The 15,076-nt window shown below is 71.1% G+C and carries 15 protein-coding genes; 4 read left to right on the top strand and 11 right to left on the bottom strand.

What is annotated here, in order from left to right:
- Positions 1-126: 126 nt before the first annotated feature.
- From K5L01_RS06800 to K5L01_RS06790, 3 genes are all read right to left on the bottom strand, one after another.
- The gene (locus K5L01_RS06800; RefSeq protein WP_250063102.1) at positions 127-1,329 is read right to left on the bottom strand and encodes an endonuclease/exonuclease/phosphatase family protein; all 1,203 of its coding nucleotides are present in this window, start codon (positions 1,327-1,329) and stop codon (positions 127-129) included.
- Between the two features lie 90 nt (positions 1,330-1,419).
- Positions 1,420-1,794, bottom strand: a complete 375-nt coding sequence (locus K5L01_RS06795; protein ID WP_250063100.1) for a hypothetical protein — start codon at positions 1,792-1,794, stop codon at positions 1,420-1,422.
- 111 nt (positions 1,795-1,905) lie between these two features.
- Complete coding sequence (locus tag K5L01_RS06790; protein WP_250063097.1) at positions 1,906-2,643, bottom strand: arginyltransferase; 738 nt, start codon at positions 2,641-2,643, stop codon at positions 1,906-1,908.
- A 268-nt stretch (positions 2,644-2,911) separates the two neighbouring features.
- Between K5L01_RS06790 and K5L01_RS06785 the strand changes: the two genes are divergently transcribed.
- Positions 2,912-3,460 carry an EF-hand domain-containing protein gene (locus tag K5L01_RS06785; protein ID WP_250063095.1) on the top strand — a complete coding sequence of 183 codons (549 nt, stop codon included), beginning with the start codon at positions 2,912-2,914 and terminating at the stop codon, positions 3,458-3,460.
- Positions 3,461-3,551: 91 nt separating this feature from the next.
- On the opposite strand, the gene K5L01_RS06780 is transcribed toward K5L01_RS06785, so the two are convergent.
- The 5 genes from K5L01_RS06780 to K5L01_RS06760 form a co-directional block, all read right to left on the bottom strand.
- Positions 3,552-5,117 carry a 2Fe-2S iron-sulfur cluster-binding protein gene (locus K5L01_RS06780; RefSeq protein WP_250063093.1) on the bottom strand — a complete coding sequence of 522 codons (1,566 nt, stop codon included), beginning with the start codon at positions 5,115-5,117 and terminating at the stop codon, positions 3,552-3,554.
- 85 nt (positions 5,118-5,202) lie between these two features.
- The gene (locus tag K5L01_RS06775; protein ID WP_250063091.1) at positions 5,203-6,411 is read right to left on the bottom strand and encodes an RNA polymerase sigma factor; all 1,209 of its coding nucleotides are present in this window, start codon (positions 6,409-6,411) and stop codon (positions 5,203-5,205) included.
- A 63-nt stretch (positions 6,412-6,474) separates the two neighbouring features.
- Positions 6,475-6,969 (bottom strand): DUF2007 domain-containing protein, encoded by a 495-nt coding sequence (locus K5L01_RS06770; protein WP_250063089.1) that lies wholly within the window; start codon positions 6,967-6,969, stop codon positions 6,475-6,477.
- Between the two features lie 4 nt (positions 6,970-6,973).
- Positions 6,974-7,876: an acyl-CoA thioesterase II gene (gene tesB / locus K5L01_RS06765; RefSeq protein ID WP_250063087.1), complete on the bottom strand. Its 903-nt coding sequence runs from the start codon at positions 7,874-7,876 to the stop codon at positions 6,974-6,976.
- A gap of 100 nt (positions 7,877-7,976) precedes the next feature.
- Positions 7,977-8,759: an enoyl-CoA hydratase/isomerase family protein gene (locus tag K5L01_RS06760; RefSeq protein ID WP_250063085.1), complete on the bottom strand. Its 783-nt coding sequence runs from the start codon at positions 8,757-8,759 to the stop codon at positions 7,977-7,979.
- A 36-nt stretch (positions 8,760-8,795) separates the two neighbouring features.
- Between K5L01_RS06760 and K5L01_RS06755 the strand changes: the two genes are divergently transcribed.
- The 3 genes from K5L01_RS06755 (at position 8,796) to K5L01_RS06745 (ending at position 11,244) form a co-directional block, all read left to right on the top strand.
- Complete coding sequence (locus K5L01_RS06755; protein ID WP_250063083.1) at positions 8,796-9,230, top strand: copper chaperone PCu(A)C; 435 nt, start codon at positions 8,796-8,798, stop codon at positions 9,228-9,230.
- A gap of 105 nt (positions 9,231-9,335) precedes the next feature.
- Complete coding sequence (gene gltX / locus K5L01_RS06750; RefSeq protein ID WP_250063082.1) at positions 9,336-10,739, top strand: glutamate--tRNA ligase; 1,404 nt, start codon at positions 9,336-9,338, stop codon at positions 10,737-10,739.
- Between the two features lie 16 nt (positions 10,740-10,755).
- Positions 10,756-11,244 carry a transcriptional repressor gene (locus K5L01_RS06745; RefSeq protein WP_250063081.1) on the top strand — a complete coding sequence of 163 codons (489 nt, stop codon included), beginning with the start codon at positions 10,756-10,758 and terminating at the stop codon, positions 11,242-11,244.
- Between the two features lie 295 nt (positions 11,245-11,539).
- Here the strand turns inward: K5L01_RS06745 and K5L01_RS06740 are convergent, their stop codons facing one another.
- Genes K5L01_RS06740 through K5L01_RS06730 form a run of 3 tightly spaced genes read right to left on the bottom strand, consistent with a single transcriptional unit; the run spans position 11,540 to position 14,905 of the window.
- Positions 11,540-12,682, bottom strand: coding sequence for an HlyD family secretion protein (locus K5L01_RS06740; protein WP_250063080.1), 1,143 nt, complete (start codon positions 12,680-12,682; stop codon positions 11,540-11,542).
- A gap of 10 nt (positions 12,683-12,692) precedes the next feature.
- On the bottom strand, positions 12,693-14,345 hold the full coding sequence (locus K5L01_RS06735) for an MFS transporter (RefSeq protein ID WP_250063079.1): 1,653 nt from the start codon (positions 14,343-14,345) through the stop codon (positions 12,693-12,695).
- Positions 14,342-14,905, bottom strand: a complete 564-nt coding sequence (locus K5L01_RS06730) for a TetR/AcrR family transcriptional regulator (RefSeq protein WP_250063078.1) — start codon at positions 14,903-14,905, stop codon at positions 14,342-14,344. The genes K5L01_RS06735 and K5L01_RS06730 overlap by 4 nt, the downstream gene beginning before the upstream one ends.
- Positions 14,906-15,076 lie beyond the last annotated feature (171 nt).

Here is a 15,076-nt window from a genome sequence, read left to right as displayed (position 1 = left end):
CGCTGGGGCGTGCCCGGTCAAGCTCCGCCGGGCGGGCCCCGGCACTACCGCACCACGGCGGCCGGCCTTCATGTGGAGCGGGGCATCGTCCCACCGGGGCATTGCCGCGCAGGCCAGGTGCGGACCTCAGTGCACGTCCACCCACACCAGGTGGTGGTCGCTGCCGTCGGCGATCGCTGCCTCCGGGCTGTTGTCGGCCGGCCAGAACACGCCGCTGCCGAGGTGGCGGAAGCCCGCTGAGGGCAGTACATAGTCGAGCCGCAGGGTGCCGGACTTCGGGCCGAAGTCGCCGGTGGCATGCTGCGGCGCGCCGCGGCGCGCAATGCCCTTGCCGGCATAGGCCAGGCTGGTCTGCTCGCCGCCGGCACTGCCGGGAGTCGGGTAGCGCAGCACGCGCGGGTGTTCGAGCAGTTCCAGGATGGCGTCGTGGCGCCCGTCGCCATCGATCGGGTCATTATTGAGATCGCCGACGATGACGAAGCGCGCGTCGGCCGGGAGGCCACCGCAGCGGCCCTGGTCGTCGCACAGCCAGGGCTTGTCACCGCCGTCGAGGTAATCCTTCCACAAGCGCAGCTCGTCGTGGTTGCGCGCGGCGTTGCGCTTCTCGGCGCCATCGAACACCGGCGGCGTGGGGTGCGAGGCCAGCACATGCACGGTGCCCAGCGGTGTCTGCACCGGCACGTCCCAGTGCGACTTGGACGACAGCCGCAGCTGCGACCAGACCGCGTCGCTCCAGAACGGTGTGCCGGTTTCCGGATCGAGCGGCCGCAGCGCGCCGGGCAGCGTGCTCCACTTCAGCAGCTGGAAGCTGCGCACGGCGGCTTCGTCGATCGGGTAGCGGGACAGCACCAGCATGCCGTACTGGCCCGGGTGCAGGCCGTAGCCCCAGGCATCGTTGCCGCGCTCGCGGCCTTCGCCGCCGACGGTGCCGTTGTTGTCCAGGTCCAGCCCGCTGGGAACGCCGGTGTTGACCGGGGCCAGGTAGCGGTAGGGGTAGCGCAGCGCGTCACCGCCGCCGGCCTGCGGCCGCTCCAGATAGCGGTGCTGGAACAGGTCCGCGGCGCGGTGGTCGGGATCGAAATCGAACTCGTTGAGCAGCACCAGGTCCGGCCGGACCCGCTGCAGTACCGCCGCGATCTTGCGTGCATGGGAACTGTCGCCCTCGAGCTCGCGGACCAGGCCGCCGGCGGTCTCGGCATACAGTGAAGTGTTGTAGGTGGCCAACCGCAGGGCCGCGGTGGCGGGCGGCTCGCCGGCGGCGGGCGCGGCCAGGGCCGAGCAGGCGGCAAGCAGCAGCGGGACGGGGAACAGGGAGGGTGGAATGCGCATGGGCGCAGTGTCCCACGGCGACATGACGGAGGCGAGAAAGCAGAACGCCCCGCAGAGCGGGGCGTCCGGCATGCAGCATTCAGAGGTGGCTCAGAACGAGCAACCCATGGCGCCGAAGCTGGCCTTGGCCTGCTCCATCGCGGTCTTGCACTGGTTGGCCAGCTCGCCCTTGTCGGCGACGCCCTTCCAGGCATCCTTGGACTGCTCGATGCCCTGCTTCATCATGTCGCGCTGGGCCTCGGGGACCTTGTCGCTGATGCAGGCGTAGACCTTTTCCAGGTACTGGTCGCACTCCGGCACGCCGGTGCCGGCTTCGACGGTATCGGTGCTCTGCGCGGGCGCAACTTCGGCCGGGGCTTCGGCGGTGTCGGCCGGCGCGGCGTCAGCGGCGGGAGTCTCGCCCTTGTTGCAGGCGGCCAGGGCCAGGGCTGCAAAAGCGACGATGGTCAGAGTCTTGATGTTCACGCATTGCTCCAGATTGGGCGGTGGGGGTCCTTGGGTCATCCCGCACGGGCGTGATGACCTGTCGATTTTGAGTGAATGCGCGATTAAGCGCAATGCCGCAACGCTCCGTTCTCAGGGCGCGGCGGTCGTCCAGTGGCGGCCGTCGAAGTATTCCAGCGGGCGGTAGCGGCGCTTGTAGTCCATCTTGCGGTGCCCTTCGATCCAGTAGCCCAGGTACAGGTGCGGCAGGCCGCTGCGCCGCGCCCAGGCGATCTGCTGCAGGATCGCGTAGGTCCCCAGGCCGCGTTGTGGCAGGTCCGGGTCGAAGAAGGTGTAGACCGCGGACAGGCCGTTGGCGGTGACGTCGGTCACCGCGACGGCCAGCAGCCGGCCGCGCTGCCCGGGATCGCCCGGGGCGCGGATTTCGAGGAAGCGCCCCTGCGACCAGTCGCCGATCAGGAACTGGTCGAACTCGATCGGGCCATGGTCGTCCATGCCGCCGCGGAGGTGGCGCGCAGCGAGGTAGCGCCGGTACAGGGCGAACTGTTCGTCGGTGCGCTCGGCGGGCAGTACCCGGCAATCGAGGTCGTCATTGCGTGCCAGGCAGCGGCGCTGGCTGCGGTCCGGCGTGTGCTGTGCGACCGGTATCCGCACCGGCACGCAGGCATGGCACCCCAGGCAATGCGGCCGGTAGACCAGGTTGCCGGAGCGGCGGAAGCCCCAGCGCAGCGCCAGCGGGTACAGCGCGTCCAGCCGGGTGTCGTGGGGATCGAGCACCAGGTCGCGTGCGCGCCGTTCGGGGAAATAGCCGCAGGCATGTTCGCCGGTCTGGAACAGGCGCGGTTCGTCGGAGTCGAGTTGCACGGCCATGGCTCCAAGCATAGCGGCAGGCCGCGGACCGCAGGTTGCAGTGCCGGCGCTGCATCCGCGTGCGCGGCGACGCCGTTCCCATGGCCGCCTGCCGCGGCAGCGCATGGATGCGGGGAGGGCGCGCCTGCGGCAACGGGCCGCGGGCGGTCGCGGGTGGCTGTCCGCCGGATGAATGCGCAGGCCCGGCCGTCAACGCGGAGGCCGTCGGGCCGTTGATGTCATCGGGCGCAGTGATGCGGCCTTTCATCCCTTACCGGAGTCCGATTCCATGACCTCTCGCAATCCCCTGATCCTGTTGGCCGTGCTGATCAGCGCCGGCCTGTCCGGTAGCGCGCTGGCCGCCGCACCGGCCCCGTCGAAGGCCGCGCCGGCGCGCCTGGACACCAATGCCGACGGCGTGATCGACCGCCAGGAGGCCGCCGCCAGCCCGCGCCTGCTGCAGCGCTTCGATGCGCTGGACCGCGACAAGAACGGGCAGCTGTCCGCCGAGGAGATGCCGCGCTGGCACGCGCGCGGCGGCGGCCACCGCGGCATGGGACGCGGAGCCCGCGGCCACGGGGGGCAGGGCTTCCTGCGGATGATGGACAGCGACGGCGATGGCCGCGTCAGTGCCGCCGAGTACCAGGCCTTCTTCGAACGCATGGACGTCAACAAGGACGGCTACATCGACCAGGCCGACCGCGAGGCGCGTGCCAAGGAACGGCGCGAGGCATGGTTCCGCGACGCCGATACCGACAAGGACGGCAAGCTCAGCCCGGCCGAACTGGAAGCCGCCCGCGCCAAGGCCGGCCCGCGCACCGGCCCCGGCCGCCGCTGAACCGTCCTGCCAGGGGAGCGCGGCCTGCGCTCCTCATGGCCCTGCCGCCACACCGTCCGACTCCCGGGGTGTGCCACCCCCGGGAGCGGGGTCACCCGGTGACGGCGGGCAGGCCCGCGCAGCCGGCGCAATGCAGGGTGCCCAGCCGGTGCTGGTAGCGCACCGGCCGGCCGGCGGGGATCTCGCCGCCGCAGCCGTCGCAGACACCGTCCAGATCGAGGGTCTCCACTTCGTCCACCTGCAGTGGCAGTTGCCGGCCATCGATGACCATGCCGCGGGCCACCGGTTTGACGATCTCGGCACGGAAGCGTTCGAGCAGGCCGCCGATGCGGTGGATCAGGTGCTCGGCCAGCCCGTGGTCGCGCAGCGCCGCCGCCAGCAGGGTCTCGTGGTGGTCGAACAGTTCGTCGGAAATCACCATCCAGTGGTGTGCGTTGTAGGGCTTGAGGCCGAAGAAGTCGCGCTTGCCGGAAAACAGGTCGGACAGGAAGGAGTACTGCTTGGAGACGATCCGCTCCTTGGGCACGCGGGTGAAGAACGGCGACAGCCGCTCGTCTTCGTAGACCCGGTCGTAGAAACGCTCGAGCGCGTGGCGCAGGCCGGGGCCACACGCCAGCGCGGCCCACAGCTCCGGATCGGGTGGTATCGCCGCTATCTTTTCCGCATCGCGCGGGCGCGCGGGTCCAGCGGGATCGAACGGGTCGGCATGGATGTGGGCGCGGGGGACGCCACCGGCGACCGCCAGGCAGCGTGCGTCCTCCACCATGGCCGGCCGTCCGCACAGGAACAGGGAGGTGTCGGCCAGGCCGTCGGCCTCGGCGAAGGCCTGGGTGACATGGCCGCGGCGCGCGTCCTCGCGACCGGCCTGGTGGCCGGCGCCGCTGATGCAGGCGGTGTAGCGGACGTTCGGATGCCGGCGCTCCAGGTCGCGCAGCGTGTCGTGCAGGTAGAGCCCGTCCGCGTCGCGCACCCCGTGGTACAGGTGGATCGGCTGGCGGTGGCCGGCGGCCAGGGCATCGCGCGCCACCGCCAGCAGTGCGCCGGCGCCGGCGCCGGTGGCGAGCAGCAACAGGCGGCGGGCGGCCATCCCGGGGTGGTAATGGCAGTCGCCCTGTGGCGCGAACAGGTCGAGGCGCTCGCCGATCGGTGCCAGTTCGCACAGCCAGTGGCTCAGTCCGCCCTTGCCGGTATGGCGCACGTGCAGGTGGAACAGGAAATCGTCCTCCGGCAGGCTCGCCAGCGAGTAGCTGCGGGCGAGCCCGTCGCTGCGCACCAGCTGCAGGTGCTGGCCACCCCGGTAGGACAGCTCGGTCAGGGGGGCGATGCCGATCTCGAACACGCCGCCGCCAAGGTGCCGCCGCGACATCAGCTCAGCGGGCGTGGCGACCCGCGCCATGTCCGCCGGCGCCAGCCGCACCTCGCCCTCGGCATGGGCGACGCAGGGCAGCAGGTGGCCGCTGGCCTGCAGCGTGGCGTCGAGGGCGCGCGCATGGTGGACGCGCCCCGCTTCCAGCTTGAGCACGCAGGTGTGGCAGCTGCCCTTGCCGCAGGAATGCGCCATCGGCGCGCCCTGGCGCAGCAGTGCGTCGAGGATGGCCTCGCCATGGGCCGCGTCGTAGCGCCGGCCCTGGTAGTGGATGATGGCTGGATGCCCCATGGTGTTTCCCCTGCTCAGGTCCCCGCACATCATGGTTGCCGCACACCGGGTGCCGGTGTGTGACCTGGCGCGGGTTTCGGCGTGTTCAATATGTCAGCAGCACGAACAGGACCAGGGACATCACCACCACGGTGGAGGCGACCACCACGCCGCGTCCGAAGAGGCTGCGGTATACCCAGCTCGGTGCGGTGCGGCCATGGCGGGCCGCATCGCGGGCGAGCATCGGCGCCATGATCCGCGGCAGCGTGACCAGGTACTGGTAGTTGATCGCGCTCACGCCCACGGCCAGGGTCGCCAGGACCGTGGTCAGGCCGGCCTGCAGCAGCACCGTGGCGAACACGCTGCCGCTGAACAGGGCGGTGGTCACGGTGTGCAGGCGCAGGAAGTAGCGGACCTGGATCCGTTCGTCGGGCGATTCCGCGTAGCGCAGCAGGTACAGCCCGCCCAGCCAGGCGGCAGCGGTGCCGATGAAGGCGGTGGCCAGCGCCACCCACAGGTGGTGGTTGCCGGTCGCCAGGCTGCCTGCCAGCAGGCCCAGGGAGCTGCCGGCGGCGCCGCCCCCGGCCGCTGCGCCGCCCAGGCTGCCGGCCCCCAGCTTGCCGGCGCCGGCCAGGCCCAGGCTGCTGCCCACGATCACCGCGTTGGCGGTGCCCGGTGCGGCCACCATCAACAGCGAACTGACGGTGGCGGCGAAGGCCGTGCCCGGCGCGCTCCGGCGCGCGAACTCGCCGAAGCGCTGCAGCATCTGGTCGCGCACGCTGGCGCGGGCGCGCGACAGGCGCTTGCGTACCGCGGCGTCGCTCAGGCCCAGCAGCGTGGCGACCTGCTGCGAACTCTGCCCTTCGCGGTAGAACAGCAGCAGGGCTTCGCGGCTGTCCACGGGCAGCGTGGAGATGATGTCCTCGGCCGCTTGCTCCTCCTCCACCCGCGCCAGCGCTTCGGCGGCGCCGGGGGACGGGTCGGCGGCCATGCCGATGGCGATCTCGGCGGCCTCGCCGTTGAGCGGGCGGTTGCGGTTGGCGCGCAGCCAGTCACGGGCCAGGTTGCGGGTGATCTGGCGCAGCCAGGGCAGGAAACTGGCGCTGCTGTGGAGCTGGTTGAGCTGCTGCCAGGCCTTGATGAAGGCCTCCTGGGCGATGTCCTCGCTGGCCTGGCGGTCGCGGGTGATGGCCAGGGCGATCGCGGTCACGGTGTTCTGGCAGGCCAGCACGATCCGCCCGTAGGACTGCGGACAGCCGTTGCGGGCGGCGGACAGTTCGTGCTGCAGCGTCGATTCGAGCGGTGTCGCGGTCATGGCGGGTCCCCGGGAACTGCAAGACAGGACGGCGGCCGGCCACCGATGTGACCGGTGGCGTGCTCAGCCGGGCGGCGGCGTCCCGCTGGGCTGGATGCGGACACGGAAGCCCTCGTCGCCATCCGGATCCTGCACCGGTGCGGCGGGTACCGGCGACGCCGGCGGCGGTGCACCGCGGTGGCGCAGCACCACCACCAGCGCCACGCCGGCGATCACCACCAGCAGGGCCACGCGCAGGCGCCAGGCCCAGCCGCGTCCGTCGCGCCGTGCGGGCACCTCGCGGAAGGCGTACTCGGCCACCGGATGGTCGCGGCGGGTGGTGTCGAGCAGGCGCGCATCGCGCAGGATCTCGCGCGCCCGCGGCTGGTCGTCGGCACGCACCACCCAGACCGAGGGCAGCTGGCTTTCGTCCTTCTTGTCCAGGTAGCTGAACTGGCCGCGGCGCCGGGTGCGGTAGGAACGGCCGTTGGTCACGCGGACTTCGATGCCGGCATCGCGCAGCATCTGCGCCACGCCCTCGGCATTCTCGACACGCTGGCTGCTGAAGATCTTGCGCATGCGCCTAGGCTCCGTCGCCGTGGGGAGCGGGGTCCGGCGGTGCCACCCGGATCAACCCCTCCTGCGCGCTGCTGGCCACCAGCAGGCCGTCGCGGGTGAAGAACTGGCCGCGCGCCAGGCCGCGTGCATCCTGCGCGCTGGGGCTGTCCAGCGAGTACAGCAGCCAATCGTCGGCGCGGAACGGGCGGTGGAACCAGAGCGCATGATCGAGCGAGGCCATCTGGACGTGCGGCTGGTAATAGCTGATGCCGTGCGGGAAGGTCGCCGTGCCCAGCAGGTGGAAGTCCGAGGCATAGGCCAGCAGCGCCTGGTGCAGCTCCGGGGCATCGCCGACCCGCTCGTTCAGCCGCATCCACACCTGGTGGTAGGGCGGGCGCTTGGGCGGATCGAGTTCATCGCGCGGGTAGACATGGCGGAATTCGAACGGGCCGCCGCGCGAGAGCCAGCGCTGCACCTTCACCGGCAAGCGCTCCAGCACGTCGGCCGGCAGCGGGCGGGTGGGCTCGATGTCTTCCGGTTGCGGCACCTCGGGCATCTTGTGCTGGTGCTCGGCGCCGTGCTCGGCCTGCTGGAACGAGGCCGCGCAGAAGAAGATCACCTTGCCGTGCTGGATCGCGGTGACCCGGCGCACCGAGAAGCTGCCGCCGTCACGGGTGCGGTCGACGTCGTAGATGATGGGGTGGTCGATGTTGCCGGCCCGCAGGAAATAGGCATGCAGCGAGTGCGCGCGGCGGTCGTTGCCGAGCGTGGCCTGGGCAGCGGCCAGCGCCTGGCCGAGCACCTGGCCGCCGAACACGTACTTGGTGCCGATGTCGCGGCTCTGGCCGCGGAACAGGTTGTCCTCCACCCGCTCCAGGCTCAGCAGGTCGATCAGTTCGGATACCACGGGTTCGGCATTGGCGGACAAGACGGCAGGCCTGGCGACGACAGGCCGCGATTATAGCGGGCGGGGGCCGGGGCACCGTGCCGCCGCGGCGACGGCGGCCGGCGCCGTCCGCGCGGTGCGCTCAGCGTTTGCCCAGGCGCGCCGCGAGCGCCTGCAGGGCGGCCTGCGCGTCGGCCGAGTACCAGGCCTCGGCGAAGCGCTCCAGGTGGATGTGCTGCGGCTGCATCGCCTCGTGCACGTCGGCACGCGCGATGGCGCGGGTCTGCAGCATCGGTTGCCGCGGCAGGGCCAGCTGCGCCTGCAGCCAGGCGATGGCCTGCGCGACCGTATCGGCGGCGCCGTCGGCCAGCACGTCCACCAGCCCGATGTCCAGCGCGCGTTCGGCGCTGACCAGTTGCCCGCCGGCCAGCAGCACCCCGGCGCGGTGCGCACCGACGGTGCGCCGCAACAGCCGCTGGATGCCTTCCGGCGCCACCAGTCCGACCTGGACCTCGTTCAGGCCGATCAGGTACGGCTTGGCCGGGTCGACGCTGCGGGCCATCACCCGGTAGTCGCAGCACAGCGCCAGCACGCAGCCGCCGGCCGGCGAGTGCCCGGTGAGCGCGGCGGCCACCGGCACGCGGCTTTCGGCAAGCATGCGCGCGGCGCCGAAAAAGGCCTGCCAGCTGTCGGCCAGGCGTTTCCGGTCTTCGCCATGGCCCAGCAGGTAGGGCACGTCCATGCCGCCGGTGAAGATGCGTTCGCTGCCGGACAGCACCACGCCCTGGACATCGTCGGCCAGGGCCTGGTCGAGGGCGGCGATGAGGGCGCGGCACAGTGCGGTATCCAGGGCGTTGACCGGGGGCCGCGCCAGGCGCAGTTCACGGAGCGGGCCATGGTTGATCACGTCGATGAGCGTTGTCATGCTGCGGCCTCGGGACGGCAGGGAGTCGAGGGGTCGATGATAACCAAACCATTCGCTTGCGTATTGTTGTCCGTTGCCGGCCTTGCCGCCGGCCCGCTGATGGCGCAGGAGGGCTGCGTACGCTTCGACGACGGCTGGATCCGCCTGCCGGCGATGCCGCACATGGCCGCCGGCTACGGAACGCTGCGCAACGACTGTGGCAGCGGGGTGGCGGTGGTGGCGGCGGGCAGCGACGCGTTCGCCGAGGTCACCCTGCACGAGACCACGCTGGACGATGGCGTCAGCCGCATGCGTGAGATCACCCGCCTGCCGCTGGCGGCCGGGCAGGCCGCCGAACTGAAGCCGGGGGGGCTGCACCTGATGCTGATGCACGGCAAGGCGCCCCTGCAGGAGGGACAGCGCGTGCCGATCCGGCTGTCGCTGGCCGATGGCACCCGGGTGGACGGCGAGCTGCAGGTGCGCCGGCCCTGATCGCGGCGGCCCGCGTCCGCCGGCGGCGGTGGCCGCGCGGGGGTGCAAGGGCCGGGCGCGGCTGCACGCGGTAAAATGGGCGCATTCCCACTTCCGCGCCTGTTCATGACCGTCCGTACCCGCTTCGCTCCCAGTCCCACCGGCTATCTGCACATCGGCGGCGCGCGCACCGCGCTGTACTGCTGGCTGGAGGCCCGCCACCGCGGCGGCGAATTCATCCTGCGGATCGAGGACACCGACCGCGAGCGCAGCACCCAGGCGGCGATCGACGCCATCCTGGAGGCCATGGACTGGCTGGGCCTGGACTACGACGAAGGTCCGGTCTACCAGACCGGGCGCGTCGCCCGTTACCAAGAGGTGGCCGAACAGCTGCTCGCCGACGGCAAGGCGTACTACGCCTACGAGACCCGCGAAGAGCTGGACGCGATGCGCGAGGCCGCCATGGCCCGGCAGGAAAAACCGCGCTACAACGGCGCCGCGCGCGACCTCGGGCTGCCGTACAGGGACGACCCGAACCGCGTCATCCGCTTCAAGAACCCGCTGGAAGGCACGGTGGTGTTCGATGACCTGATCAAGGGCCGCATCGAGATCGCCAACAGCGAGCTGGACGACATGGTCATCTTCCGCCCGGACGGCTACCCCACCTACAACTTCGCGGTGGTGGTGGACGACTGGGACATGGGCATCACCGAAGTCATCCGCGGCGACGACCACATCAACAACACGCCGCGCCAGATCAACCTGTACGAGGCCATCGGCGCGCCGGTGCCGACGTTCGGCCACATGCCGATGATCCTGGACGAGCAGGGCGCCAAACTGTCCAAGCGCACCGGCGCGGCCGACGTCATGCAGTACCGGGATGCCGGTTACCTGCCCGACGCGCTGCTCAGCTACCTGGCCCGGCTGGGCTGGTCGCATGGCGACCAGGAGCTGTTCAGCCGCCGGGAGCTGATCGACCTGTTCGACGTGAAGGACTGCAACTCCAAGGCCGCGCGCCTGGACATGGCCAAGCTGGGCTGGGTCAACCAGCACTTCCTGAAGACCGAGGCGCCGGCCGCCATCGCGCCGCACCTGCTCCACCAGTTGCAGGCACTCGGCCTGGACGTGGCCGCCGGCCCGGCGCCGGAGGACGTGGTGATCGCGCTGCGCGAGCGCGTGCAGACCCTGAAGGAGATGGCCGAGAAGGCCACGGTCTGGTACCAGCCGCTGACCGGGTACGACGAAGCGGCCGTGGCCAAGCACCTCAAGGCCGCGGCGGCGGCACCGCTGGGCAAGGCCCGCGAGCTGCTGGCGGCGCTGCCCGAGTGGACCGCCGAAGCCGTGGGGGCCGCGCTGCACGACACCGCCAGCGCACTGGAGATCGGCATGGGCAAGATCGCCCAGCCGCTGCGCGTGGCCATCACCGGCACCCAGGTCAGCCCGGATATTTCCCACACGGTCTACCTGGCCGGCCGCGAGGAAGCCTTGAAACGCATCGATGCGGCACTCATCAAGGTGGCAAAGGACTGAATCCGTCGAGGCAGACATGAGCGCACACGAGCATCCCTGTACCGCCCCCCACCATCACGTCGATGACGCGGCGGATTTCGTTGCGGTGGTCGAGCGGGTGTGCCGCGAGCGTGGACTCCGGCTTACACCGATCCGCGCCAACGTGCTGCGGCTGATCGCCGAGGCCGGCAAGCCGGTGAAGGCCTACGAGCTGCTGGACTGGGTGCGCGAAGGCAAGGGGGTCGGTGCCGACGCGCCGCCCACGGTCTACCGTGCGCTGGACTTCCTGATGGCCAATGGCTTCGTCCACAAGCTGGCGTCGGTCAATTCCTTCGTGGCCTGCCATCACCCCAGCAGCAATCAGCACTCGGTGCCGTTCCTGATCTGCGACCGCTGCCACAGCGCGGTGGAGCTGGAGGACCGCGACATCGTCCGGCAGCTCGACGCGCGCGCGCGCGAACTGGGTTTCAAGCCGCAGGCACAGACGCTGGAAGTGCACGGCCTGTGCGCCGCTTGCGCGGGGTGAGCGCAGGCCGGCGGGGCGGCGCCCGTCCCGCCGGGTACCCGGACACGGCATGAGCAACGCTCCGCGTGCGCGGTGTCTGCCGTGGACGGGCGGTGCCGGTGCCGGGCGCTGTGGATCGCCTGCGTGGCGGTGTTCTCCGAAGCCTGCGTGAGCGTCGGTGGCGGTGCCCGCCGAGGCCGGAGCATGTCCGCCTCCCCCGGAATCCTGCGCAGGGCCGCGGTCTGCGGCGTGGCGCTGGCCAGCTGGCGCCGGGCGGTGCGGAGCACACGGGCCTGACGTCCCACCGCCGCAGGCCTCACCTGCCGTCGTGTCCGTCCGCGGCGGTATCTACTTCCACCACCACCGACATGCCGGGACGCAGGCGTGCGGCCAACGGCTGGTCGGGATCGATGGCGATGCGGATCGGCAGGCGCTGTACGACCTTGGTGAAGTTGCCGCTGGCATTGTCGGGCTTGAGCACGGCGAACTCCGAGCCGGTGGCCGGTGCGATCTGTTCGACATGGCCGCGCAGGCGCTGGCCCTGGAAGGCGTCGACGCTGAACACCGCCGGTTGGCCGAGGGCCACCTTCCAGGTCTGGCCTTCCTTGAAGTTGGCCACGATCCACAGGGTGTCCGGCACCAGGAACAACAGCTGCGTGCCGGCGGTGACGTACTGCCCCAACCGTACGGAGGCTTCGGACAGCTGGCCGTCGCGCGGAGCACGGACCACGGTGTTGTCCAGGTCGATCCGCGCCAGCGCCAGCGCCGCCTCGGCGCTGGCGACCTTGGCGTCCAGGCCCTGGCGGGCGACGTGGGTGGCGGTGAGGTTCTCTTCGGCGATGCGCACGGCGGCCTGCGACTGCGCCACGCCGGCCCGCGCCGACTGCGCGCTGGCGCGCAGCTTGTCGCGGTCGCTGCTGGACACCAGTTGCTGCGCGGCCAGCGTCTCGTAGCGCTGCAGTTCGGCACGGCTGCGCTGCTGTTCGGCCTGCACGGCCGAGAGACTGGCGCGCGCGGAGGCGATCTGCGCCCGGTCCTGGGCCTGGCCCTGGTCGGAGTTGGCCAGCTGCGCGCGCGCGTCGGCCAGCGCCGCTTCGGCCTGGGCGACCTTCTGCCGGTACGTGCGGTCGTCGATGCGCAGCAGCGGCTGGCCCTGCGCCACGTGGTCGAAGTCCTTCACCAGCACCTCGGTGACATAGCCGCTGACCTGCGGCGCCAGTACCGTGACCTGGCCGCGCACGTAGGCGTCGTCGGTATGCACCAGACTGCTGTTGAACGGCCACAGCTGCCAGGCGCGCAGGATCAGGGTCAGCCCGACCACGGCGATGACGACCATCACCCCCACGCTGGTGCGGCTGGGAGTGTTGTACTTGGAGACCGGGGCGGGCGGCGCGCCGCCATCGCTGGCGTCGGTGATCTGGGCGTTGCCGTTGCCGGGAGGGTGCTGTTTGTCGCTCATGTCGGTGGTTTCATCTGGAGGGCGCGGCGGCCGCGGCCGGCCGGATCGCCTTTCTAACGGTGGGATTGCGGAACAGGACTTCCAGCAGCAGCCAGCTGAGGAAGCCGATCGCCAGCCAGCCGCTCAGCGCGAACACGTCGTTGAAGGCGCGCACGTTGGCTTCGCGTCTGGCGGCCTGGGCCAGTGAGGCGGCGGCCTGCGCCTGGCGCTGTGCCGGATCGGTGACCAGCCGGGCGTAGCCCTGCTGCTGCACGCGCAGGCGCTCGGCGACCAGCGGGTCGGCCGGATCCAGGCGGCCGACCAGCTGGCTGGAATAGACATGCTCGCGGTGCAGCTGGTAGCTGCCCAGCAGTGCCGAGCCGGCGAGGCCGCCGAAGGTCTGGGTCAGCGACAGCACCACGATGAAGGACACGATGTGGTCCAGCCCGCGGGCCATGGCCTGGCGGATGCCCATCAGCATCAGCGGGCCCATGAACATGCCGCTGCCTACCGCGGCCAGGAACTGGCTCAGCGCGAAATCCATCGGCCGGTCCAGGCTGGTGCGGTGCTGGTCGAGGAAGGCGGCGCTGCCGAGCAGGAGGATCGAGGCCAGCAGCTGCGGGATCAGCGCCTTCGGACCGAAGGTCAGGGCGCCGGCGGCGATGCCCACCAGCACGCCCAGCAGGATCACCGCGAACAGCGGCGCCATCTGGTCGGGCCCCATGCCCAGGGTGCGCATCATCGTGACCATGCCGTAGGACTGCTCGTTGGTCAGGAAGCGGATCAGGAATGCGCCGGCGATGAACCGCAGCATGGTGGGGCCCATCAGCCAGCGGATCTGCAGCAGCGGGTTGCGGCGGTGGTGCTCGATCAGGAAGGCGGCGAGGATCAGCAGCGTGGCGGCGGCCAGCAGGCCCCCCAGCCAGGGGGTGTCGAACCACCAGTGCAGGTAGCCCTGGCTGAGCACGATGACCAGCATCGCCAGCGCCGGCGCGAGCAGCGCGAAGGTGACGAAGTCCAGCGGTTCGAACACCTTGACCTGGATTCCCGGCGGCAGCTTGAGGATGACCACCGCGGCGAACGCGCACAGCGCCAGGCCGGCCTCGAACAGGTAGAGGTTGTGCCATTCACCATGGTCGAGCAGGCCGGGCGAGACCAGCCATGCCAACGGGACGGCCAGCTGCGACAGGCCCATGCCGACCACCAGCAGGTTGCCCACGTACTTCCGGGGCAGGGCCTGCAGCATGTACAGCGTGCCCAGCGTGGTGCAGGCGGCGGCGGCGAAACCGCTGGCCGCACGCACCAGCAGGGTGGTCGCCAGCCCGCCCACGGCGAGGTGCAGCATGGCCAGTGCGGCATATACACCGAGGCCGAGTTCGGCGAACAGGCGGATGCCGTATTCCTGGCGGAACTTGAACACCAGCAGGTTGGCGGTGACGTTGACCATCATGTAGGCGGCGACCAGCCAGTTGGCCTCGCTGGGCTGCAGGCCCATCTGCCCCTGGATCCAGGGCAGGTTGGCGCTGATCAGCGCGTTGCCGAGCCCGCCGGTGACCGCCACCAGCACCGCCACCGCCGCATAGGCGGCCCGCCGGTGCGGGGGGTGCCAGGGCATCGAGGCGGAGCCGGGCAGGGCGGGCTTCTCGTGCTCCTCCCAGTCGGGAATGGGCTTGAGCGGTTTCATGCGCCGGCTCCGGTGGCGGCCAGCCCCGGGCGCAGCAGGTCCAGGGCGCGCGCGGCCAGCCGGGCGCGGTCGGCGCGGGTCCGGCCGCGCAGCGCGGCGCCCAGCATGCTGGAGATCAGCGAAAGGTCGGACAGCTCCAGGTCGGCGCGGCACAGGCCGGTGGCGCGGGCGCGTGCCAGGGCCGGCGCCATCAGCGCCAGCACCCGTTCGCGGGCGGCGCGGATCGGCGGGTCGTTCTGGTCCACGGCGCGCCAATAGTCGGCCAGGGCCGGCGAACGCACGATGCGCCGGGCCATGCCGGCGAGCAGTTCGAACAGTGCGTCGTCACGCTCCCCCAGTTCGGCGGCATGGGCCTGGATCTTCTCGACCGTGCGCTGGAGCATCGCCTCGATCAGCGCCGCGCGGTCGGGGAAGTTGCGGTACAGGGTGGCGCGGCCAACGCCGGCGCGCGCCACCACCAGCTCCAGCGGAGCGGTGATGCCGTGTTCGCCGAACACGGCGTCGGCCGCGTCCAGCAACTGGGCGCGCCGCGCGGCGGCATCGGAACGGATCGAGGTCATGCGACGATGATCCGGACAGAAGTGTCCGCTTTCAATGGGCGTGTTGTGAAGCCCGGTGTGGGCACGGGCGTCCGTTCAGGGAGGCGGCTGGCCGCAGGGGGCGTCCCATGGGGGCGCCCGGACGACACAAGGGGCCTTGCGGCCCCTTGTGTGGTACTGCAGGCCGCGCGG

Source organism: Stenotrophomonas mori (genome assembly GCF_023556335.1).
Classification (GTDB): domain Bacteria; phylum Pseudomonadota; class Gammaproteobacteria; order Xanthomonadales; family Xanthomonadaceae; genus Stenotrophomonas; species Stenotrophomonas mori.
Note: the sequence above shows the minus strand (reverse complement) of the source record. Positions and strands in the feature narration are given on the sequence as shown.